Here is a 20,294-nt window from a genome sequence, read left to right as displayed (position 1 = left end):
CGAAGGCGGGGCTTTTTTTACCGACTTACTCGGCCAGCTTGAACGTAATGAAGCTTGCACGTCCCTGACGCAGTACGCGCATCGACACCGAACGATTCTTCGGCAACGCCTTGGCGATGTCGGTGAACTGCTTGGTGCTGTCGATCGCCTGATTGTTCAGGTGGGTGATCACGTCACCGGGCTGCAGGCCGATCAGCGAGGCAGGACCATCCTGCACCTCCTTGATCACGACGCCGCTCCTGAGGTCGAAGGTCTTCTTCTGCTCAGGGGTCAGCTCGGCCACGGCAATGCCCAGACGATTGCTGCTGCGCTCGGCACCCGGCTTGGCGTTACCCAGGGCATCCAGGGTTGCGCCCTCTTCGGGGATGGCGCCTACGGTCAACTCCACGTTCTGACGCTTACCATCGCGGATCACTTCCAGCTTGGCTTTGCTGCCAGCCTTGAGTGCACCCACCAGGTGCGGCAGGTCGGCCGACATGACGATCGGCTGGCCATTCATGCTCAGGATCACATCGCCGACCTGCAAGCCACCCTTGGCAGCCGGGCCGTCGTCCTGGATCTGCGCAACAAGGGCACCGGCCGGTTTGTCGAGGCCGAAGGATTCAGCCAAGTCTTTGTTCACTTCCTGGATCACCACACCCAACCAACCACGACTGACCTTGCCACCGCTTTTCAACTGGTTGGAAACGTCCATGGCCACGTCGATCGGGATAGCGAACGATACGCCCATGAAACCACCGGAACGGGTGTAGATCTGCGAGTTGATCCCTACCACTTCACCCGCAAGGTTGAACAGCGGACCACCGGAGTTACCCGGGTTGATCGGCACGTCGGTCTGGATAAACGGTACATAGTTTTCGTTCGGCAGGCTGCGGCCGATGGCGCTGACGATGCCTTGGGTCACGGTATGGTCGAAACCAAACGGCGAACCGATGGCGACGACCCACTGACCGGCTTTCAGGTCCTGGGATTTACCCAGTTTCAGCACCGGCAGGTCTTTGCCTTCGATTTTCAGCAGGGCCACATCGGAACGTGGGTCGGTGCCTACCAGCTTGGCCTTGAGCTCACTGCGATCGGCCAGGCGCACCAGAATCTCATCGGCGTCGGCAATCACGTGGTTGTTGGTCAGGATGTAGCCGTCCGGCGAAATGATGAAGCCCGAGCCCAGGGACTGCGCTTCACGCTGGCCGCCACCACCACCCCGCGGCGCGCGCGGTTGGGGCATGCCGCGCTCGAAGAACTCGCGCAGCATCGGCGGCAGGCCTTCAAGGTCCGGCATTGGCTGGTTGGAGACTTTGCGATCCGGCAGTTTTTGCGTGGTGCTGATGTTCACCACGGCCGGCGAGGCCTGCTCAACCAATTGGGTAAAGTCAGGCAACTCGACTGCTTGCGCAGGCAAAGCCTGGCCCAGCACCAATACCGTGGCGATTATGGATAGGTAAGACTTCAAACGTGGTATCGACATACAGCTCCCGTTACGACGAGCAGGGTTGAGCGACAGGGTTCAAGAAACGCCGGTAATGCGACCGGCATCTTTGTTCCGCGAACAAAACAAGGCCAGCGCCGACAAGCCCTGACCTATAAAAAACATGAGTGATTTTTGCAAGTGAAAATGCTGATCCAGACATTTCATGCTCTCGGCGACCCACCAGGCATGCACCTACACTGAAACGTCAGGATGAACATAAGATTAACGATTCACGGCTGGGCGGCTGACTTTTTTTCACCGCGCACCGACAGCGCGATACGTTCCGCAGTGCCGACAGGGATCTCACCCACCACCGTGACCATCATTTCGCCATCCACTGTATTCAAGCGGCGAGACACAGCCACCGTCGGCCCTAGCTGAGTGCGAGCCTCCGTGACGCCCGCGTCGCTGACCGGTTCCAGGAACACAGAGAAACGCGCCAGCCCGTCGCTATACATCAGGCTGTCTATGGTCGTTTTGGTGTGGATGTCTTTACGGGCACTGCGGGTGGTCAGCTGGAAACCTGGCGGCAACCATTCCATATGCCACGTCTCAGTGGACTGCACCTTGGCTGCTTTACTACTGGCGACGGCAATCGGTGCGCATTCGGCACTGGGCTGCAGATCGCGGTCATCCGGCACGACTGACGTGTTCAGTCGCGTGAACTGGAAGCGCTCAAGCAACTGGCCTTTATCACTCAGTAACAAGGATTTAAGCGGTAGCGCAGTTTCATGGTCCAAGTGCAGCTCAAAACCATAGCGGTATTGATCGCGCGGCGTAATCGACACGATCACCGCATTTCGACCGGCCACACGGGATTTGCCAATGACGGCCAGTTCGTAGAATTGAATGAGTTTTTGCGGATCCAGCGCACGTGAGGGTGCGTCAGGGGAATTGCCAAGGCCTGCGACAAGGGTGCCGCTGACACATTGCGTGCGGCCATCCACTCGCACAACTTCCTGGGCAGAACCGTCGAGCTGCAAGAGCCGTTCACGGACCTGACCATTCTGGACGCGGTGCCAGATGTCATGGGTGGAAAAACTGCCGTTACGTTCGTAGACGAATGTACCCTGGAAGCTTTGCTGCTGCTCTGCACGCCCAAGTCGAGTCAACCAGTCTTGGGCTTCATCGGCATGGGCGGGGAGTGCTAAGCAACCACTGAGCAAAAGCGTAAGGAGCGGTATGGCTCGCATAGAGCTCCTTACGGATTAGCGGTTTTCCAGACTTGCTGCGCGAGCATAGGGCAGAGCGGTTTCAGTGCCTTTCAGGGCCGATTCCTGTGCGTGTTGGCGCAGGTAGCCTGGAAGACGCTGGTCTTGCCAGCCGGATTGCCCTTGCAATACACCGTTGGCCATAGGCCCGGTGCTGTCGGAGCTTTCCTTGTAGCCGGCCAATACCGCTGGGCCTTTGACTTGCGGACCGGCCATGACCGGCTGCTGAGTCTGCTGGGCCAGTTCGGCACCGGCGATTTCGTCCTGGTTGTACAGGCGAACACCCGCCAGCACGGCAACAGTTACCGAGGCAGCCACTGCCAGGCGACCCAGGCTACGCCAAGGACCACGAGCAGCTTTTGCCGGAACGGCTTCATCAGCCAGCGCGGCAGAAACGGCCGCAGCAATATCCAGACGAGGGATTAGAAGATCCTTGTGCATCACCGCCCGAGCGACTTGGTAACGAGACCAGGTATCACGGGTTTCGGCATCATCAAATGCATTGAGCACTCGACGAAGTTCCAGTTCATCCGCTTCGTTATCCATCACTGCGGACAGCGATTCCTGCAGGGCATCACGACTCATGGCGGTTCCTCTCTTGGCTGTCGCCGCTGTCTTTAGTTCTCTTGCAACAACGGTTGCAAGGCTTTATCGATGGCTTCCCTGGCCCGGAAAATCCGTGACCTTACAGTCCCCACCGGACACTGCATGACGCTCGCAATGTCTTCGTAACTCAGACCATCGAATTCACGTAAAGTTAACGCCGTACGTAAATCTTCTGGCAATTGCTGAATTGTGCGATGAACGGTGCCTTCGATCTCGTCGCGCAGCAATGCGCGCTCCGGGGACTCGAGATCCTTGAGCCCGTGATCACCATCGTAAAATTCCGCATCTTCTGAACTTACATCGCTATCCGGTGGGCGGCGTCCGCGAGACACCAGATAGTTCTTCGCCGTGTTGATGGCGATTCGGTATAGCCACGTGTAAAACGCACTATCACCGCGAAAGTTACCAAGTGCACGGTAAGCCTTGATAAAGGCTTCCTGTGCAACGTCCTGCGCTTCATGGGTGTCGTGCACAAACCGCACGATCAACCCGAGAATTTTGTGCTGGTATTTCAGCACTAGCAGATCAAAAGCTCGCTTGTCGCCACGTTGTACGCGCTCGACCAGCTGCTGATCCTCTTCCTGGGTTAGCATGAACACTCCTCGTTGTGCTCGTAGGAGGCTTGCATAACTAAACGATCAGGCTTGCAAACATAGACTCGGTCTTTTCGCAAAAGTTCTCCCCCTTCAAGCAAGTTTCCGGCACGCACTGATTTGGCACACACGAAAAACGCAGCGCGGGCAACGCCGGCTGCGCGAATAATCTTGTCGCCGGTTTTTCTGACGCGTCCAATGCTCCCGACGGGCCAATAAACTCAACGTTTTCCCAGCTTTCGGGCAACCTGCTATTGAGTCGGGGCTTATGCAAAAAGTTCCCGTCTCAAAACCGGCCAATTTTACCCGAGCCGTGCACTGTAATCGCAGATTGCCACGAATGCCCGGCTATTGTGCCGCTCCACCCCTCTATATACTAGTGGCCCGTGTGACCCTTTGATTCGCCGATCCAGGCGTCCTGTTTGCGCCAGCCCTTCGGATCGCTTTTTGCGGAATCCCTTAAATGAGCCAACAGTTTCAACACGATGTCCTGGTGATTGGCAGCGGCGCGGCCGGCTTGAGCCTTGCGCTGACCCTTCCCAGCCACCTGCGCATTGCAGTGCTGAGCAAAGGCGACCTGGCCAACGGCTCGACGTTCTGGGCCCAAGGCGGGGTTGCCGCCGTGCTGGACGACACCGACACGGTGCAATCCCATGTCGAAGACACCCTTAACGCCGGCGGCGGCCTGTGTGATGAAGAAGCGGTACGCTTCACCGTCGAGCACAGCCGCGAAGCCATCCAGTGGCTGATCGACCAGGGCGTGCCGTTCACCCGAGACGAACACGCGGGCAGCGACGACGGCGGTTTCGAATTCCACCTGACCCGCGAAGGCGGCCACAGCCACCGCCGAATCATCCACGCCGCCGACGCCACCGGCGCTGCGATTTTCAAGACGCTGCTCGAACAGGCCAGGCAACGCCCCAATATCGAATTACTGGAACAGCGTGTCGCCGTCGACCTGATCACTGAAAAACGCCTGGGACTGGACGGAGACCGCTGCCTCGGGGCCTACGTGCTCAACCGTGGCAGCGGAGAAGTCGACACCTACGGCGCGCGCTTCACCATCCTGGCCTCGGGTGGCGCAGCCAAGGTTTACCTTTACACCAGTAACCCGGACGGCGCCTGTGGCGACGGCATCGCCATGGCCTGGCGCTCCGGCTGCCGCGTGGCCAACCTGGAGTTCAACCAGTTCCACCCTACTTGCCTGTATCACCCGCAGGCCAAAAGCTTCTTGATCACCGAAGCCCTGCGCGGCGAAGGCGCACACTTGAAACTGCCCAACGGCGAGCGTTTCATGCAGCGCTTCGACCCGCGCGCCGAGCTCGCGCCCCGCGATATCGTGGCCCGCGCCATCGACCATGAAATGAAGCGCCTGGGCGTCGACTGCGTCTACCTGGACATCAGCCACAAGCCCGAGGCCTTCATCAAGACCCACTTCCCCACGGTGTACGAGCGTTGCCTGGCCTTCAATATCGACATCACCAAAGGCCCGATCCCCGTGGTACCAGCCGCGCACTACACCTGCGGCGGCGTGATGGTCGACAAGCATGGCCGCACCGACGTACCCGGTCTGTATGCGATTGGCGAAACCAGCTTCACCGGCCTGCACGGCGCCAACCGCATGGCCAGCAACTCGCTGCTTGAATGCTTTGTTTATGCGCGCTCCGCAGCGGCGGACATTCTCGAACAATTGCCCCGCATTTCGGTGCCTGCCGCCCTGCCCCGCTGGGACGCCAGCCAGGTGACCGACTCGGACGAAGACGTGATCATCGCCCACAACTGGGACGAGTTGCGCCGCTTCATGTGGGACTACGTAGGAATCGTGCGCACCAACAAACGCCTGCAACGGGCGCAGCACCGCGTGCGATTGCTGCTGGATGAGATCGACGAGTTCTACAGCAACTACAAGGTCAGCCGCGACCTGATCGAGCTGCGTAACCTGGCCCAAGTCGCCGAACTGATGATCCGCTCAGCCATGGAACGCAAGGAAAGCCGAGGGCTGCATTACACCCTCGACTACCCGCAGATGCTGCCCGAGGCCCGCGACACTATCCTGGTGCCAGCCACCTACGGCGGCTGAACTTGAGGCGTACCCGCAGGCGCCGATGCACATCGGCGGCCTGTGCATCCCTGGGCACGCAGATCGTGCGCACCCGCCACTCCCCCTGCGCCCGGTATCGCAGCACAACGATCAATGGCAAGGCCAGGCTGTCGGGACGCAACTGCACGCTGTGCCAACCTCGCTCAGCGCTGTACAGCTGCCAGCCATCCGCATCACGGCGCAGGCCACGAACAGACGAACGGTGAGTCAGCAGGATAAAACGCGGCAAGATCCAGGCGGCGTGCGCGACACACAGCAGCATGCCGAGGCTTGAATAAGGCAGCTCAATCGCCGACAGCGCACCCAGCGCGAACAACTGGGCGAGGAGGTACACCGCCAGCAGCAGCCGTGAGGCCTGCCAGCGGCATTCGAAAGCATTACTTGGGCTGGACACGATCCAGAATCATCCGGACCATGCGCTGCAGCTCCGGGTCTTCGGACTCCGCGCGCTCCATGAACCAGCCGAACATGTCCTGGTCTTCGCATTCCAGCAGCCGCACATAAAGGCCGCGATCTGCCTGATTGAGCGTCGCGTACACCTCTTTGGTGAACGGTACCAGCAACACGTCCAACTCCAGCATGCCGCGACGGCTGTGCCAGTAGAGACGATTGATTTCGACTTCTTCGACCATGGAGCGCTCCTCAAATAGGGCGCAAGTATACAGGCCGGACGGCACCGGAACAGTCGGCTTTGGTCGCCCACGACGAAACTATCCATTTGCCGGGCGCGCCTCTATGATGCACCTATGACTTATTGAACTGCGATGACCCATGGCTGACTCTGCTTTCTTCTGCCCCCTGTCCCACGAAGGCGTTCTCGCCGTCCGCGGCGCCGACGCGTCCAAATTCCTTCAGGGCCAACTGACGTGTAACCTCAACTACCTGAGCGAGACCCAGGCCAGCCTCGGCGCGCGCTGCACACAAAAAGGGCGTATGCAATCGAGCTTTCGCATCCTGCTGCAAGGCGACGGCGTGGTGCTGGCCATGGCCAGCGAGCTGCTGGAGCCGCAACTGGCGGACCTGAAAAAATACGCGGTGTTCTCCAAATCCAAACTCACCGACGAAAGCGCCGCCTGGGTGCGTTTCGGCCTGGTCAATGCCGACCCGGCCCTGGCCAGCCTTGGCCTTGAGTTGCCGGCCGAGACCGACAGCGTCGCCCGCCGCGATGCATTGATCGTCATTCGCGTTTCCCCTGGCCGTGCCGAACTCTGGGTACCTGCCGAGCAAGCCGAGAGCGTGCGCAGCCAACTGGCCGCACACCTGCAACAAGCTGCCTTGAATGAATGGCTGCTGGGCCAAATCCGTGCAGGCATCGGCCAGGTCATGCCGCAGACACGCGAATTGTTCATCCCGCAGATGCTCAACCTGCAAGCCGTGGGTGGCGTCAGCTTCAAGAAGGGTTGCTACACCGGCCAGGAAATCGTTGCGCGCATGCAGTACCTGGGCAAGCTCAAGCGCCGCCTGTACCGCCTGCGCCTAGATGCGGCTGAAATACCCGAGCCAGGCACGCCACTGTTTTCACCCAGCCACAACAGCTCAATCGGCGAAGTGGTAATTGCAGCGAAAGCTGACCGCACCATTGAACTTCTGGCCGTGTTGCAAGCCGAAGCTGCCGATAGTGGCGATGTGCATATAGGCACACTGGAAGGCCCCGGTTTGCACCTGCTCGACCTTCCTTACACACTCGACCGTGATCGAGAGATCCAGCGTTAGTCGCCGTACCTTTTTGCAACACCCTAGAGATCATGAATGAACAAGCTGGCGGAAAAAGTCCAACAGGCTTTGGTGAAGGCCATCGACAACGATGACCTGGTTCTGCCGACATTGCCGGAAGTGGCGCTGAATATTCGCCAGGCCGCTGAAGACCCGGAAATCAGTATCAGCCACTTGAGCAAAGTCATCGGTCGCGACACCGCACTGTCGGCGCGCCTGATCAAAGTGGTCAACAGCCCGTTGCTGCGCGCCACCCAGGAAGTCACCGACCTGCACACCGCCATCACCCGGCTGGGCACCAACTACAGCAGCAACCTGGCGATCGGCCTGGTGATGGAGCAGATCTTCCATGCTCGCTCCGACGTGGTCGAACAAAAGATGCGTGATGTGTGGCGCCGTAGCCTGGAAGTCGCGGGGGTGAGTTACGCCCTGTGCCGCAGCCACAGCCAGCTGAAGCCGGACCAGGCGGCCCTTGGCGGCCTGGTGCACCAGATCGGCGTACTGCCGATCCTGACCTATGCCGAAGACCACTACGAGTTGCTCGCGGACCCGGTCAGCCTCAACCACGTTATCGAAAGCATTCACCCGCTCCTGGGCGACAAATTGTTAGGCGTCTGGGACTTTCCGGAAATGCTGGCAAAATTGCCCGGCCTGTACCTGGACCTGGAACGCGACTCGGCCAGCCTCGACTACATCGACCTGGTACAGGTCGCCGTGTTGTATTGCCATCGCGGCACCGAACACCCCTTGGCGAAAGTGGACGTCTCCAGCGTGCCTGCAATGAAAAAGCTGCGGGTTGACCCTTACAGCGAAAAGCTGCGCGCGGAGCTGGATGAAGCACGCTCAATGCTTTATTGATTCAAGGTTACCCAGTCATCGTTAACGATTTTCGCGAGCAAGCTCGCTCCTACACTGCCGCGATAAAACTCACCCGCACTTTCAACCCCGCCTGCTCGCCATCGTGCAGGCTGATCTGCGCCAGATGCGCCCGACAGATTTCACCGACAATCGCCAGCCCCAGCCCCGAGCCCATCCCCTGCTGACTGCGGCGATAGAAACGCTCGAACACCCGTTCCCGTTCATCCAGCGGGATACCGGGGCCATCGTCTTCAACTTCCAGTACCGCCGGCGCCGTCACCCGCAGGATCACATTGCCGCCGGGTGGCGTGTGGGCCAGGGCATTGTCCACCAGGTTGCTCAGCAACTCGTTCAACAGCGTCGGCTCTCCACGCAGCCACACCGGCTCGTCGGCTTCCAGCGCCAGCGCCACGCCACGTGCGTGCGCCAACGGCGCCATCGCCATGCCCAGTTCCCGGGCCAACTGGCTGAGGTCGAGCAACTGCGCCCCGCCTTCGGCAATCGCCCGGGCGCCGTTCTCGATACGCGCCAGGGACAACAGTTGATTGGCCAGATGAGTCAGGCGGTCAGTGCCCTGGGCCGCGGTTTCCAGCGTACTGCGCCAGGTGGCGGGTTCCTGCGCGCGCAAGCCCAGCTCCAGCCGGGCCTTGAGCGCGGCCAGCGGCGTGCGCAGTTCATGGGCGGCATCGGCAATAAACTGCGCCTGGCGTTCGAACTGAGCGCGCAGGCGTTCGGTGAAGTGGTTGAGGGAGCGCACCAGCGGGCCAAACTCGTCTTGCACTTCCACCAATGGCAGCGGCCGCAGATCGTCAGGCTGGCGCTCTTCGACCGCCGTGCGCAGGCGCTCCAGCGGACGCAGCGCCGCACTCACGGCAAACCACACCAGCAACAAGGCACCGATAGCAAGCATTCCCAACCTCAGCAACGTATCGGCCATCAGGCTGCGGGCCATGCTTACGCGCGCTTCATCGGTTTCGGCGACACGGACCTCTGCCATGCCGTTCATGTTCGGTTCTGAAACCGCCTTGAGCAGGCTGACCACGCGCACCTGCTGGCCTTGGTAGGTGGCGTCGTAGAAGCGCGCCAGCGCCGGATAGTCGTCGGTGCGTGGCGTGCCGGGTGGCGGGCCGGGAAGGTTTTCGTAGCCGGAGATCAGCTTCTGGTCGATGTCATTGACCTGGTAATAAATACGCCCGGCGCTGTCGTAGGCAAAGGTGTCCAGGGCCACATAGGGCACATTGGCGCTCAAGGTACCGTCCACCTCGGTCAAGCCGGCGGCGATGGTGCGCGCCGAGGCCAGCAGCGTACGGTCGTAAGCGGTGTCGGCGGCTTCGCGGCCATTCCAGTAGGCGCTCATGCCGCTGGCCAACATCAACAGCACCAGCAACAACGCCAGGTTCCACAGCAAGCGCCAGCGCAGGCTGCTGGGCTTATACATCGCGGGCTTCCAGCAAATAGCCGAGGCCACGGAAGGTCACGATGGCGATGGGCTGGCCGTCAAGTTTCTTGCGCAGGCGGTGCACGTAGATCTCGATGGCATCGGGGCTGGCCTCTTCGTCGAGGCCGAACACCTGGGAGGCCAGCTGTTCCTTGCTCATCACCCGTCCCGGACGGGCGATCAGCGCTTCCAGCACCGCCTGTTCACGGGAGGTGAGCGTCATCAACTCGCCGCCCACGGTGAACCGCCGCGTGTCGAGGTCGTAGACCAGCACACCGCAGGTCTGCTGACGCTCACCGCCCAACACGCTGCGTCGCAGCAGTGCCTTGACCCGCGCTTCCAATTCCGTCAGTTCGAAAGGTTTGGCAAGGTAGTCGTCAGCCCCAAGGTTCAGGCCGTGAACGCGGTCCTTCACATCACTGCGCGCGGTCAGCATCAGCACCGGCAGGTTTTTTCCACGGCTGCGCAAACGTGCGAGCACCTCGAAACCGTCCATGCGCGGCAAGCCCACATCAAGGATGACCACCGCATATTCCTCGCTGCTCAGGGCGAGGTCCGCGGCCACGCCATCGTGCAGCACATCGACGGTCAAACCCGTGCTCTTGAGCGCCTGGGCCACACTTTCGGCGAGCTGCAGGTGGTCTTCAACCAGAAGGACACGCATGGATTTCTACCTTATTCGGGGTGGTCGGCGCCACGCTTTGCGAGGCAGTTTACAGGCGCCGACTGCCCTGTGAAGCCCGAAAACAGTGAAAGACAGTTGAAAGGTTACTGAAAGCTTCGCCGTTTAGCATCAGGCGACGGCAGGTTACGCCCGCCAAGCTATTGAGCGATAGCACCCGAAAAACGCCTCGAAGCGTTTTCGCCAAATAAGAACAATAAATGGAGACACACATGACGTTCCCCCTACGTAAACTCGCCCTCGCCGCCGGCTGCATGCTGTTCGCCGGCCACCTGCTGGCCGCCGAAGAACCCAAGCGCCCCGAATGCATCGCCCCGGCCTCCCCTGGCGGCGGTTTCGACCTGACCTGCAAACTGGTGCAAAGCGCACTGGTCAACGAGAAATTGTTGAGCAAACCGATGCGCGTGACCTACATGCCGGGTGGCGTGGGCGCGGTGGCGTACAACGCCGTGGTCGCCCAGCGCCCGGCGGACGGCGGCACCCTGGTGGCGTGGTCCAGCGGTTCGTTGCTTAACCTGGCCCAGGGCAAGTTCGGGCGCTTCGATGAGAGCGCCGTGCGTTGGCTGGCGGCGGTCGGCACCAGCTACGGCGCCATCGCCGTGAAAGCCGATTCGCCCTACAAGACCCTCGACGATCTGGTCAAAGCCTTGAAGAAAGACCCGGGCAGCGTGGTGATCGGTTCCGGCGGCACCGTCGGCAGCCAGGACTGGATGCAAACCGCACTGATCGCCAAGGCCGCCGGGATCAACCCGCGCGAGCTGCGCTACGTGGCCTTGGAAGGCGGCGGTGAAATCGCCACCGCCCTGCTCGGCGGTCACATCCAGGTGGGCAGTACCGACATCTCCGACTCCATGCCGCATATCTTGAGCGGCGACATGCGCCTGCTGGCGGTGTTCTCCGAAAAGCGCCTGGACGAGCCGGAAATGAAGAACATTCCGACCGCCAAAGAGCAAGGCTACGACATCGTCTGGCCAGTGGTCCGCGGTTTCTACCTCGGGCCAAAAGTCAGCGATGCCGACTACGCCTGGTGGAAAGATGCCTTCGACAAGCTGCTGGCCTCCGACGAGTTCGCCAAGCTGCGTGACCAGCGCGAATTGTTCCCGTTCGCCATGACCGGCCCGGAGCTGGACACCTACGTGAAGAAACAGGTGGCGGACTACAAAGTGCTGGCCAAAGAGTTCGGCCTGATCCAGTAACCGTCCTCCCTGTGGAAGCGGGCTCGCTCGCGAAAGACCTCAACGATAACGCGCGCTATGTGGATGCACGGTTTTTGAGTTCTTCGCGAGTTTGCTCGCTTCTGGAAGCGTAGCCTTGGAGTTTCCTATGCTCATACAACGCATTTTTGCCGCCGTGCTGCTGCTGGCCTGTGCCGGCCTCGCGCTGATGGCCTGGCCGTATCAAGCAGCCTTTTCCTACGAGCCGGTCGGGCCACGCGCCTTCCCATTGCTGATGCTCGGGCTGATGAGCCTGGCGCTGATCTACATGCTGATTCGCCCGCAAGCGACCAAACACACCGAAGAAGAACCGGCGCTGGACCGCGACACCCTGGTCAAGATCGGCGTGTGCGTCGCGCTGTTGATCGTGTTCGCCGGCACCTTCGAACCCCTGGGTTTCATCCTCAGCAGCCTGCTGATCGGCATCCCGATGGCACGCCTGTATGGCGGCCGCTGGTTGCCCAGCGTGGTCATCGTCGGCCTGATGGCCGTGGGTCTTTACCTGCTGTTCGATAAAGTCATGGATGTGCCGCTGCCCCTTGGCCTGCTCGACGTTCTGGAGAATTGACATGGATACTTTCGGCTATTTGGGCCAGGGCTTCGGCGTTGCACTGTCCCCTTACAACCTGATAACCGCGTTATGCGGCACCTTGATCGGCACGGTGGTCGGCCTGTTGCCGGGGCTGGGGCCGATCAACGGCGTGGCGCTGCTGATCCCCATCGCCTTCGCCCTCGGCCTGCCGCCGGAGTCGGCCTTGATCCTGCTGGCCGCCGTGTACCTGGGCTGCGAGTACGGCGGCCGTATCAGCTCGATCCTGCTGAACATCCCGGGCGAAGCCTCCACCGTCATGACCACGCTCGACGGCTACCCGATGGCCCGCAAAGGCCTGGCCGGCGTGGCCCTTTCGCTGTCGGCATGGAGTTCGTTCATCGGCGCATTCATCGCCACCTGCGGCATGGTGCTGTTTGCGCCGCTGCTGGCCAAATGGGCGATTGCCTTCGGTCCGGCTGAATATTTCGTCCTGATGGTGTTCGCGATTGTGTGCCTGGGCGGCATGGCCGGTGACAAACCGCTGAAGACTTTTGTAGCGGCGCTGATCGGCCTGTTCCTTTCGGCGGTGGGCATCGACGCCAACAGCGGTGTGTACCGTTTTACCGGGGATAACATTCACCTGACCGACGGCATCCAGTTTGTGGTGTTGGTGCTGGGCCTGTTCTCCATCAGCGAGATCCTGTTGCTGCTGGAAAAAACCCACCGTGGCCAGGAAGCCGTGAAAGCCACCGGCCGGATGATGTTCAACCTGAAGGAAGCGTCCTCCGTTTTCGTAGTCAACATTCGTTGCGGCCTGCTCGGTTTCATCATGGGTGTGCTGCCGGGCGCGGGGGCTACGTTGGCCTCGGCGGTTGCCTACATGACCGAGAAACGCCTGGCCGGCGCCAGCGGTAAATTCGGCCAGGGCGACATGCGCGGCCTCGCCGCGCCGGAAACCGCGATCGGCGCCTCCGCCTGCGGTGCGCTGGTGCCGATGCTGACGCTGGGCGTACCGGGTTCGGGCACCACGGCGGTGATGATCGGCGCGCTGTCGCTGTACAACATCACCCCGGGCCCGCTGTTGTTCCAACAGCAACCGGACATTGTCTGGGGCCTGATCGCCTCGTTGTTCATTGCCAACATCATGCTGGTGATCCTCAATATCCCGATGATCCGCATCTTCACGCGCATCCTCGCCGTGCCGAACTGGGCGTTGGTGCCGGTGATCGCGATCATCACCGCGATTGGTGTATACGCGGTGCACGCCACCACTTTCGACCTGTTCCTGATGGTCGGCATCGGCATCTTCGGCTACATCCTGCGCAAGCTCGACTTCCCGCTGTCGCCGGTGCTGCTGGGCTTTATCCTCGGCGGCCTGATGGAGCAGAACCTGCGCCGCGCGCTGTCGATCTCCAACGGTGCGCTGGAGATCCTGTGGTCGAGCCCGATCACCTTTGGCGTGTGGGTACTGACCGCGTTGATGCTGATGTTCCCGCTGGTGCGCATCTACCGTAAACGTGCCTTGCAGCGTCGTGCCCTGGCCGATGTCTGAGGTCACTTTTAAACATTGGTGGGCAACACCGCTGGTCGGCCTGGCCGGCGGTTACCTGGCCAGCCTCGTCGGCTGGCCGTTGCCGTACATGGTCGGTTCGTTGTTGGCGATCATCCTGGTGCGTTGCCTCACGCCATGGCAGTTGGCGGAGATTCCCGGCGGACGCAAATGCGGCCAATGGGTGGTGGGCATCGGCATCGGCCTGCACTTCACCCCGCTGGTGATCGAGCAAGTGATGAGCCACTTCGGCCTGATCTTCTTCGGCGCGCTGGTCACCAGCCTGTCGAGCGTGGTTGGCGTGTGGCTGATGCGCCGCAGCGGGGAAGACCGCGCTACCGCGTTTTTCTCGAGCATGCCGGGCGGTTCCGGTGAGATGGTCAACCTTGGGGCGCGCAACGGCGCGGTGCTCAGCCGCGTCGCGGCAGGGCAAAGCCTCCGGGTGCTGGTGGTGGTGCTGTGTGTGCCGGCGATCTTCAAGTATCTACTGGAAGGCGGCGCGCCGCAGTTTCATCCGGCACCGGTGAGCTGGCTTTGGCTATTGATGCTGTTTCCGATGGGCGCGCTGGTGGCCTGGGGTTGGCAGCGTTTGCGACAGCCGAACCCGTGGCTGTTTGGGCCGTTGTTGGTCAGTGCGACGGCCAGTGTTGTCTGGGACTTGCACATCGGCTTGCCCGACGGCGGCAGCCAGATGGGCCAGTGGTTGATCGGCAGCGGATTGGGCTGCCATTTCAACCGGGAGTTCTTCCGGAGTGCACCGTCGTTCATGGGCCGCACCTTGATTGGCACGGCCTTGACCATGGCATTGGCGACATTGGCGGCGGTGGGCTTGAGCGCCCTGACTCATCTGGATCTGCGCTCGTTGACCCTGGGCATGATGCCCGGCGGCATTGCGGAGATGAGCCTCACGGCCGAGACCCTGCAACTGTCGGTACCGCTGGTGACGGCGATGCAGGTGATGCGGTTGTTGTTGGTGTTGTTTCTGGCGGAGCCGTTGTTTCGGCGGTGGGACCGCCAACCTTGATCGCCCTTGAGCCGTGGCCCTGGCAGAACTTCCACCATTTGTCTGAACTGTCAACTCTGACAGCTAGTAAAGCCGAGACAACGAAGGCTCACTCCCCAGAACTTCAGGTTTAATCGCCCTGGGCATCAACACTTTCAGCAATACCGTCATACATACCATCACAGGTCACGGCACCTTCGAATGGATTGCGACTTTATGCTCCCGATAGAGCCGGGGACCTGAATGCCATCACTACCAGCAACCCAAGCCAAAGGAGAAAACTGAGAATCTTCGATGCCCCTGACACAATCACAATTGCTCCTGGCAATGCATATGCCCACTTGGCAAAAGGGTACGCAGGTTGGTTAATCGTCCGTTTGGGAACCCATAGCCTGGTCAACACAATCAATACAACAAACCCAGAGGCATTGCCGCTACTCGGGATGGTCGCACGGCTTTTGTAGCCAATAGCGGCAACAATACGATCGCCAGAGTCAGGCTTTAAGCGGTGTGAATCGGCGGCAACCGCCACTCGATCGGCGTCTCGCCATTCTGCTCGAGAAACTTGTTGGTGCGGCTGAAATGCCCACAGCCCAGGAATCCGCGATACGCCGATAACGGCGACGGATGCACCGACGTCAGCACCAGATGCTTGGTCGCGTCGATCAGCTTCTGCTTACTCTGCGCATGCGCGCCCCACAGTAAAAACACCAGATGCGGCTGATGCTCGCTGACCACCTCGATAATACGATCAGTAAAGAACTGCCAGCCCTTGCCCGCATGGGCGTTGGCATTGGCGCGTTCCACCGTCATGGTGGTGTTGAGCATCAGCACGCCCTGGTCGGCCCAGCTTTGCAGGTAGCCGTGGTTAGGGATATCGATGTTCAAGTCGCGCTTGAGTTCTTTGTAGATATTGACCAGTGAAGGCGGCGCCGGCACGCCCGGCTGCACCGAGAAACACAGGCCATGGGCCTGGCCGGGGCCGTGGTAAGGATCCTGGCCCAGGATCACCACTTTCACCTTGTCCAGTGGTGTGGAATTGAGCGCGTTGAAAATCAGCGGGCCGGGCGGGTAGATCTCTTTGCCGGCGGCATGTTCCTGGCGCAGGAATTCACGCAACTGGGTCATGTAGGGCTTGTCGAACTCATCGCGCAAGGCGTGTTTCCAGCTGGGTTCGAGTTTGATACGGTCTTCTTCGGTCATAGTTGAATTGTCTTGTAATAAGAATGAGGCGAACCCTAGGAAAGCCGACCTTGCTTGTCAATTGATCTGACACATCACGGCACTTTCCTGCCAAGCGATCATACTCATCCTTTCACCTTCTCGATTGAGGTCACGATGAACCTGCACTTCGAAGAACTGACCGGCAGCGACGGTGCCCGCATTGGCATCGCCAGCCTCGACGCTGAAAAATCCCTGAATGCCCTCTCCTTGCCAATGATCCTGGCCCTGAGCGAACGCCTGGATACCTGGGCCAAAGACCCGAACATCGTCTGTGTACTGCTGCGCGGCAACGGCCCCAAAGCGTTTTGCGCCGGTGGTGAAGTGCGCAGCCTGGCGATGGCCTGTCGAGAGCAACCCGGTACCGTGCCGGCGCTGGCCGCACAGTTCTTTGCGGCGGAGTATCGCCTGGATTATTCCCTGCATACCTACCCAAAACCTTTGATCTGCTGGGGCCACGGCTACGTGCTGGGCGGCGGCATGGGCCTGCTGCAAAGTGCGTCAGTGCGCATCGTCACGCCGAGCAGCCGGTTGGCCATGCCGGAGATCAGCATCGGTTTATACCCGGATGTCGGCGCCAGCTGGTTCCTGTCGCGCCTGCCGGGCAAACTCGGTTTGTTTCTGGGCCTTACCGGCGCCCATATCAACGGCCGTGACGCGCTGGACCTGGGCCTTGCCGACCGCTTCCTGCGCGACGACCAGCAAGACGAATTGCTCGACGGCCTGCTGCAACTGAACTGGCAGGAACAGACTTCGATGCAACTCAATAGCCTGCTCAAGGCGCTGGCCCAGGAAGCCGTCGATCAGCAACCTGACGCGCAATGGCTGCCGCGCCGCCGGCAGATCGACGAATGGCTGGATGTGGGCGATGTGCAGGGTGCGTGGCGCGCATTGAGCCAACTGCGCGAGCATGCCGATCCTTTGTTCAGCCGTGCCGGCAAGACCTTGAGCGAAGGCTGCCCCCTGACCGCGCACCTGGTGTGGGAACAGATCCAGCGCGCCCGGCACCTGTCCCTGGCCGAGGTGTTCCAGATGGAATACACCCTGAGCCTCAATTGCTGCCGTCACCCGGAATTCAGCGAAGGGGTGCGCGCGCGTTTGATCGATAAGGACCAGACGCCGCATTGGCATTGGCCGGATATCAACACCGTTCCTGAAGCGGTGGTGCAGGCGCATTTCAATAAGGTGGGGGAAGGTAGGAATCCTCTGGCAGACATTTCCGATTTTTGACAGATCAAGGCGTGGAATTCTGGGGTGTGGCTTTGCAGTTGTCCGGCTGGCTGTCCTGGCAGATGTGCACCGCTTGGCCCAGCAGATCGACGGTGGACTGCCAATAGTAGTCGGACTCCATCAACATGCGTTCGTGAACGTTTTGCGTCACATATCTCAACGTCACCCTGCGCCCACCGCCTGTAAGATAGGCGCACTCCATACGGCCAACGTTCAACTCGTCGTCTTTATCAGGAAAAAAGATAGCTCCAATGAAACGGTCAATAAAATCCCGCTCTTTTACTTTTTGACTTTGCCAAAGCTTCCCCCCACCGCTGGACTGATAGGCATCGTCAGCGTAATTAATCGCTGAAGCATAGGGGCACCCCTGCGCCGCTTTAGCTGATGCGATAACAAAGCAGCTCAGGAAGAACGCATACACCACATGCTTGATCATTAGGAAGTTCCATATCACTGGTAGTAGGAAGCACAACGGCTTCGTCTCCAGTGAAGCTCATCTGGAACGCCTAAGATAGCTGTTAAATCTGACAGTTATGATAAACGGTAGAATAAAAAAAGCGGCGCCACTGCGCCGCTTGCAAAAAGTCTGTCAACGGTGACCGCCGCGGCCACCTCTATGGTCGCCACGACCGTGCCCGCCGTTACTCCAGTGCTCCCCGCCCCAGCCTTGGTTGGGGTAAGGCCGGTAACCGGCACGCGGTCCGGCGGGATAGTAGCGCGGTGCCGGCTGGTAATAACGCGGTGCCGAATAGTAGCGCGGTTGCGGGGCGTAATAGCGTGGCGCGCGATAGTACTCACGACGGTAAGGGTACGCTGCGCCACCGCCGTAGTAATACACCGGTGCCGGTGAGGTGTAGACCTCAGAACGGTAATAACTTTGGCCTCCTTCGTAATAGGGGACGCAAGCGCAAAGGGTCAGACCGAGTAAAGCGCTGAGCAGCAGTCGTCGATACATGGCGGCCTCCTGGACCGCGGAAGAGCATCTCCAGCGACGCTGGAGTGCGGCATTCGGCTTTCACCGAATGACGAAGTATCTGACATCAAAAACAGAATCTGGTGCGTTCAAGCAACAGCTTGATACATCTACGCCAGATTAATCGATTCAGTAAATTTTTCTGGCGAGCAACTTTCTCAATTGCGATGATGTCACTATGACATCGCACAGCGCCAGGGAGGCTCTAGCGTGCGCCCTTCGCAACTATTGCCGGACTCGACCCCATGAACATCTCTACCAAACTGCTGCTTTCGTTTCTACTGTGCGCGTTAGTTACCCTCGGGGTAGGCCTGCTCGGCATCAAAGGGGTGGTACGCCTCGCCACGGCATTGGAGCTGACCTTCTCCAACAACCTGGTCTCCGTCAGCAACACGGCGGCCACGCTCAATAGCCTGGTAGCCCACAACCGCGGGCTGTACCGATTGATGGACGCCAGCAAAGGCGACGTTGCGTCCCAGGACCGCGACCGCGTGCGCCAGGACATTGCCAACGAGCTCAAGCGCAGCCAGGCGTCTTACGCCACCTACCGTGCAACGCCACTGGACAATGACGAACGGGCGGCGGGAGACAAACTCGACCAGATCTGGCCCGCCTACATCAGCAGCTCCGAACGCATCATGTCGCTGCTTGACGGCGGCCAGGTCGACCAGGCCCGTGCCCTGCTCAATACCACCAACAATGAACTCTTCCGTCAGGCCCGCGAGCTGATCCGTGTAATGATCGAGTCCAATGACCGTCAGATCAAGGAAGGCACCGTCGCCGCTGAAGCGCTGCGCGCCAGCGCGTTGGCGTGGATGATCAGCGGCATTGTCCTGGCCTTTATCATTGCCATCACCGTAGGCGTGCTGATCACCCGCCTGATCACCCGCCCCATCGCCCAGGCCGTGCAGAGCGCGCAACGCATCGCCAAGGGCGACCTGACCCAAGCCATCATCACCGAACGCACCGACGAAGCCGGGCAACTGTTGATGGCGCTGTCGCAGATGCAGGGCGGTTTGAAAAGTACCCTCGTGGAAATCGCCAACGCCTCCGACCAGTTGGCCTCTGCCGCCGAAGAGTTGAGTGCGGTCACCGATGAAAGCAGCCGCGGCCTGACGCGCCAGAATGACGAAATCCAACAAGCCGCCACCGCCGTCAACCAGATGACCGCCGCCGTGGACGAAGTGGCGAGCAACGCCGTGTCGACCTCGCAGGCTTCGCGCCAAGCCACCACCGAGGCCGAGGACGGCCGCCAGCAAGTGGAGCAGGCCGTGTCCGGCATGAGCGCGATGGTGGGAGAGATCAACGATTCCACGCAATCGGTGGCCGATCTTGCCGGGCAGGTGCGGGAAATCGGCAAGGTGATCGATGTGATCCGAGGCATCGCCGACCAGACCAACCTGTTGGCCCTCAACGCCGCCATCGAAGCGGCCCGCGCGGGTGAGCAAGGCCGTGGATTTGCGGTGGTGGCCGATGAGGTGCGGGCGCTGGCCCACCGTACGCAAGTGTCCACCGTCGACATTGAAAAGATGATTGGCGAAGTCCAGACCGGCGCCGATGGTGCGGTGGCGGCGATGAACAAGAGCCTGACCTGGGCCAACAACACCCAGACCCTGGCACAGAATGCCGGCCAAGCGTTGCAGCGCATCACCGCCAGCGTGGCGAAGATCAACGAACGCAACCTGGTGATCGCCTCGGCCTCGGAAGAGCAAGCCCAGGTCGCCCGTGAAGTGGACCGCAACCTGCTCAATATCCAGGACCTGTCCACCCAGACGGCCGCCGGTGCCCACCAGACCAGCGCATCCAGCCAGGACCTGTCGCGCCTGGCCACCTCGTTCAATGTGTTGGTCAGCAAGTTCCAGCTCTGAGTAGCCTGGGCCGGGTCGGCCCTGTATCGTGCAA

General features: G+C 60.5%; 20 protein-coding genes. 9 read left to right on the top strand and 11 right to left on the bottom strand.

Features of this window, described 5'->3' with window-relative positions:
* Nucleotides 1-25: 25 nt before the first annotated feature.
* From KVG91_RS17355 to rpoE, 4 genes are all read right to left on the bottom strand, one after another.
* Entirely contained in the window at nt 26-1,465 is a 1,440-nt protein-coding gene (locus KVG91_RS17355) for a DegQ family serine endoprotease (protein WP_169376440.1), read from the bottom strand.
* A gap of 233 nt (nt 1,466-1,698) precedes the next feature.
* Nucleotides 1,699-2,661, bottom strand: a complete 963-nt coding sequence (locus tag KVG91_RS17350; protein ID WP_169376439.1) for a MucB/RseB C-terminal domain-containing protein — start codon at nt 2,659-2,661, stop codon at nt 1,699-1,701.
* 15 nt (nt 2,662-2,676) lie between these two features.
* Nucleotides 2,677-3,264 (bottom strand): sigma-E factor negative regulatory protein, encoded by a 588-nt coding sequence (locus tag KVG91_RS17345; RefSeq protein ID WP_169376438.1) that lies wholly within the window; start codon nt 3,262-3,264, stop codon nt 2,677-2,679.
* A 32-nt stretch (nt 3,265-3,296) separates the two neighbouring features.
* Complete coding sequence (gene rpoE / locus KVG91_RS17340) at nt 3,297-3,878, bottom strand: RNA polymerase sigma factor RpoE (protein ID WP_003172477.1); 582 nt, start codon at nt 3,876-3,878, stop codon at nt 3,297-3,299.
* Nucleotides 3,879-4,341: 463 nt separating this feature from the next.
* Between rpoE and nadB the strand changes: the two genes are divergently transcribed.
* Nucleotides 4,342-5,958 (top strand): L-aspartate oxidase, encoded by a 1,617-nt coding sequence (nadB, locus tag KVG91_RS17335; protein WP_169376437.1) that lies wholly within the window; start codon nt 4,342-4,344, stop codon nt 5,956-5,958.
* Here nadB and KVG91_RS17330 read toward each other — a convergent pair.
* Nucleotides 5,927-6,373 carry a protein YgfX gene (locus KVG91_RS17330; RefSeq protein ID WP_169376436.1) on the bottom strand — a complete coding sequence of 149 codons (447 nt, stop codon included), beginning with the start codon at nt 6,371-6,373 and terminating at the stop codon, nt 5,927-5,929. The two genes, nadB and KVG91_RS17330, sit on opposite strands and share 32 nt — an antisense overlap.
* On the bottom strand, nt 6,357-6,611 hold the full coding sequence (locus tag KVG91_RS17325; protein WP_169376435.1) for an FAD assembly factor SdhE: 255 nt from the start codon (nt 6,609-6,611) through the stop codon (nt 6,357-6,359). The genes KVG91_RS17330 and KVG91_RS17325 overlap by 17 nt, the downstream gene beginning before the upstream one ends.
* A gap of 139 nt (nt 6,612-6,750) precedes the next feature.
* On the opposite strand from KVG91_RS17325, the gene ygfZ reads away from it, so the two are divergent.
* Together ygfZ and KVG91_RS17315 are read left to right on the top strand one after the other, a co-directional pair.
* Nucleotides 6,751-7,692, top strand: coding sequence for a CAF17-like 4Fe-4S cluster assembly/insertion protein YgfZ (ygfZ, locus tag KVG91_RS17320; protein ID WP_169376434.1), 942 nt, complete (start codon nt 6,751-6,753; stop codon nt 7,690-7,692).
* Nucleotides 7,693-7,728: 36 nt separating this feature from the next.
* A complete protein-coding gene (locus KVG91_RS17315; RefSeq protein ID WP_169376433.1) occupies nt 7,729-8,550 on the top strand; it encodes an HDOD domain-containing protein in 822 nt (273 codons plus the stop codon).
* Between the two features lie 49 nt (nt 8,551-8,599).
* Here KVG91_RS17315 and KVG91_RS17310 read toward each other — a convergent pair whose 3' ends face one another.
* Both KVG91_RS17310 and KVG91_RS17305 read right to left on the bottom strand, forming a co-directional pair.
* A complete protein-coding gene (locus KVG91_RS17310) occupies nt 8,600-9,988 on the bottom strand; it encodes a sensor histidine kinase (RefSeq protein WP_169376432.1) in 1,389 nt (462 codons plus the stop codon).
* Nucleotides 9,981-10,652: a response regulator gene (locus KVG91_RS17305; protein WP_169376431.1), complete on the bottom strand. Its 672-nt coding sequence runs from the start codon at nt 10,650-10,652 to the stop codon at nt 9,981-9,983. The genes KVG91_RS17310 and KVG91_RS17305 overlap by 8 nt, the downstream gene beginning before the upstream one ends.
* A 230-nt stretch (nt 10,653-10,882) precedes the next feature.
* Here KVG91_RS17305 and KVG91_RS17300 point away from each other — a divergent pair, with 230 nt between their 5' ends.
* From KVG91_RS17300 to KVG91_RS17285, 4 genes are all read left to right on the top strand, one after another.
* On the top strand, nt 10,883-11,866 hold the full coding sequence (locus KVG91_RS17300) for a Bug family tripartite tricarboxylate transporter substrate binding protein (protein ID WP_169376430.1): 984 nt from the start codon (nt 10,883-10,885) through the stop codon (nt 11,864-11,866).
* 127 nt (nt 11,867-11,993) lie between these two features.
* Complete coding sequence (locus tag KVG91_RS17295) at nt 11,994-12,452, top strand: tripartite tricarboxylate transporter TctB family protein (RefSeq protein WP_169376429.1); 459 nt, start codon at nt 11,994-11,996, stop codon at nt 12,450-12,452.
* 1 nt (nt 12,453) lies between these two features.
* A complete protein-coding gene (locus KVG91_RS17290; RefSeq protein WP_076950201.1) occupies nt 12,454-13,968 on the top strand; it encodes a tripartite tricarboxylate transporter permease in 1,515 nt (504 codons plus the stop codon).
* The gene (locus KVG91_RS17285) at nt 13,961-14,989 is read left to right on the top strand and encodes an AbrB family transcriptional regulator (protein WP_169376428.1); all 1,029 of its coding nucleotides are present in this window, start codon (nt 13,961-13,963) and stop codon (nt 14,987-14,989) included. Before KVG91_RS17290 ends, KVG91_RS17285 begins: the two co-directional genes overlap by 8 nt.
* A 480-nt stretch (nt 14,990-15,469) precedes the next feature.
* On the opposite strand, the gene ung is transcribed toward KVG91_RS17285, so the two are convergent.
* Nucleotides 15,470-16,171, bottom strand: a complete 702-nt coding sequence (ung, locus tag KVG91_RS17280) for a uracil-DNA glycosylase (RefSeq protein WP_169376427.1) — start codon at nt 16,169-16,171, stop codon at nt 15,470-15,472.
* A gap of 135 nt (nt 16,172-16,306) precedes the next feature.
* On the opposite strand from ung, the gene KVG91_RS17275 reads away from it, so the two are divergent.
* Complete coding sequence (locus tag KVG91_RS17275) at nt 16,307-17,419, top strand: enoyl-CoA hydratase/isomerase family protein (RefSeq protein ID WP_169376426.1); 1,113 nt, start codon at nt 16,307-16,309, stop codon at nt 17,417-17,419.
* Between the two features lie 4 nt (nt 17,420-17,423).
* On the opposite strand, the gene KVG91_RS17270 is transcribed toward KVG91_RS17275, so the two are convergent.
* Nucleotides 17,424-17,855, bottom strand: a complete 432-nt coding sequence (locus KVG91_RS17270) for a DUF3757 domain-containing protein (RefSeq protein ID WP_169376425.1) — start codon at nt 17,853-17,855, stop codon at nt 17,424-17,426.
* A gap of 153 nt (nt 17,856-18,008) precedes the next feature.
* Entirely contained in the window at nt 18,009-18,374 is a 366-nt protein-coding gene (locus tag KVG91_RS17265) for a hypothetical protein (RefSeq protein WP_169376424.1), read from the bottom strand.
* A 263-nt stretch (nt 18,375-18,637) separates the two neighbouring features.
* Between KVG91_RS17265 and KVG91_RS17260 the strand changes: the two genes are divergently transcribed.
* Nucleotides 18,638-20,260: a methyl-accepting chemotaxis protein gene (locus KVG91_RS17260; protein WP_169376423.1), complete on the top strand. Its 1,623-nt coding sequence runs from the start codon at nt 18,638-18,640 to the stop codon at nt 20,258-20,260.
* Nucleotides 20,261-20,294: the final 34 nt, after the last annotated feature.

The sequence above is a fragment of the Pseudomonas azadiae genome (genome assembly GCF_019145355.1).
GTDB lineage: Bacteria > Pseudomonadota > Gammaproteobacteria > Pseudomonadales > Pseudomonadaceae > Aquipseudomonas > Aquipseudomonas azadiae.
The sequence above is the reverse complement of the archived record's forward strand: the minus strand, read 5'-3'. Positions and strand labels throughout refer to the sequence as shown.

Coding starts and splice junctions, on each gene's coding strand:
- KVG91_RS17355 (WP_169376440.1), bottom strand. CDS start 1,465: ATGTCGATACCACGTTTGAAGTCTTACCTATCCATAATCGCCACGGTA.
- KVG91_RS17350 (WP_169376439.1), bottom strand. CDS start 2,661: ATGCGAGCCATACCGCTCCTTACGCTTTTGCTCAGTGGTTGCTTAGCA.
- KVG91_RS17345 (WP_169376438.1), bottom strand. CDS start 3,264: ATGAGTCGTGATGCCCTGCAGGAATCGCTGTCCGCAGTGATGGATAAC.
- rpoE (WP_003172477.1), bottom strand. CDS start 3,878: ATGCTAACCCAGGAAGAGGATCAGCAGCTGGTCGAGCGCGTACAACGT.
- nadB (WP_169376437.1), top strand. CDS start 4,342: ATGAGCCAACAGTTTCAACACGATGTCCTGGTGATTGGCAGCGGCGCG.
- KVG91_RS17325 (WP_169376435.1), bottom strand. CDS start 6,611: ATGGTCGAAGAAGTCGAAATCAATCGTCTCTACTGGCACAGCCGTCGC.
- ygfZ (WP_169376434.1), top strand. CDS start 6,751: ATGGCTGACTCTGCTTTCTTCTGCCCCCTGTCCCACGAAGGCGTTCTC.
- KVG91_RS17315 (WP_169376433.1), top strand. CDS start 7,729: ATGAACAAGCTGGCGGAAAAAGTCCAACAGGCTTTGGTGAAGGCCATC.
- KVG91_RS17310 (WP_169376432.1), bottom strand. CDS start 9,988: ATGTATAAGCCCAGCAGCCTGCGCTGGCGCTTGCTGTGGAACCTGGCG.
- KVG91_RS17305 (WP_169376431.1), bottom strand. CDS start 10,652: ATGCGTGTCCTTCTGGTTGAAGACCACCTGCAGCTCGCCGAAAGTGTG.
- KVG91_RS17300 (WP_169376430.1), top strand. CDS start 10,883: ATGACGTTCCCCCTACGTAAACTCGCCCTCGCCGCCGGCTGCATGCTG.
- KVG91_RS17295 (WP_169376429.1), top strand. CDS start 11,994: ATGCTCATACAACGCATTTTTGCCGCCGTGCTGCTGCTGGCCTGTGCC.
- KVG91_RS17290 (WP_076950201.1), top strand. CDS start 12,454: ATGGATACTTTCGGCTATTTGGGCCAGGGCTTCGGCGTTGCACTGTCC.
- KVG91_RS17285 (WP_169376428.1), top strand. CDS start 13,961: ATGTCTGAGGTCACTTTTAAACATTGGTGGGCAACACCGCTGGTCGGC.
- ung (WP_169376427.1), bottom strand. CDS start 16,171: ATGACCGAAGAAGACCGTATCAAACTCGAACCCAGCTGGAAACACGCC.
- KVG91_RS17275 (WP_169376426.1), top strand. CDS start 16,307: ATGAACCTGCACTTCGAAGAACTGACCGGCAGCGACGGTGCCCGCATT.
- KVG91_RS17270 (WP_169376425.1), bottom strand. CDS start 17,855: ATGATCAAGCATGTGGTGTATGCGTTCTTCCTGAGCTGCTTTGTTATC.
- KVG91_RS17265 (WP_169376424.1), bottom strand. CDS start 18,374: ATGTATCGACGACTGCTGCTCAGCGCTTTACTCGGTCTGACCCTTTGC.
- KVG91_RS17260 (WP_169376423.1), top strand. CDS start 18,638: ATGAACATCTCTACCAAACTGCTGCTTTCGTTTCTACTGTGCGCGTTA.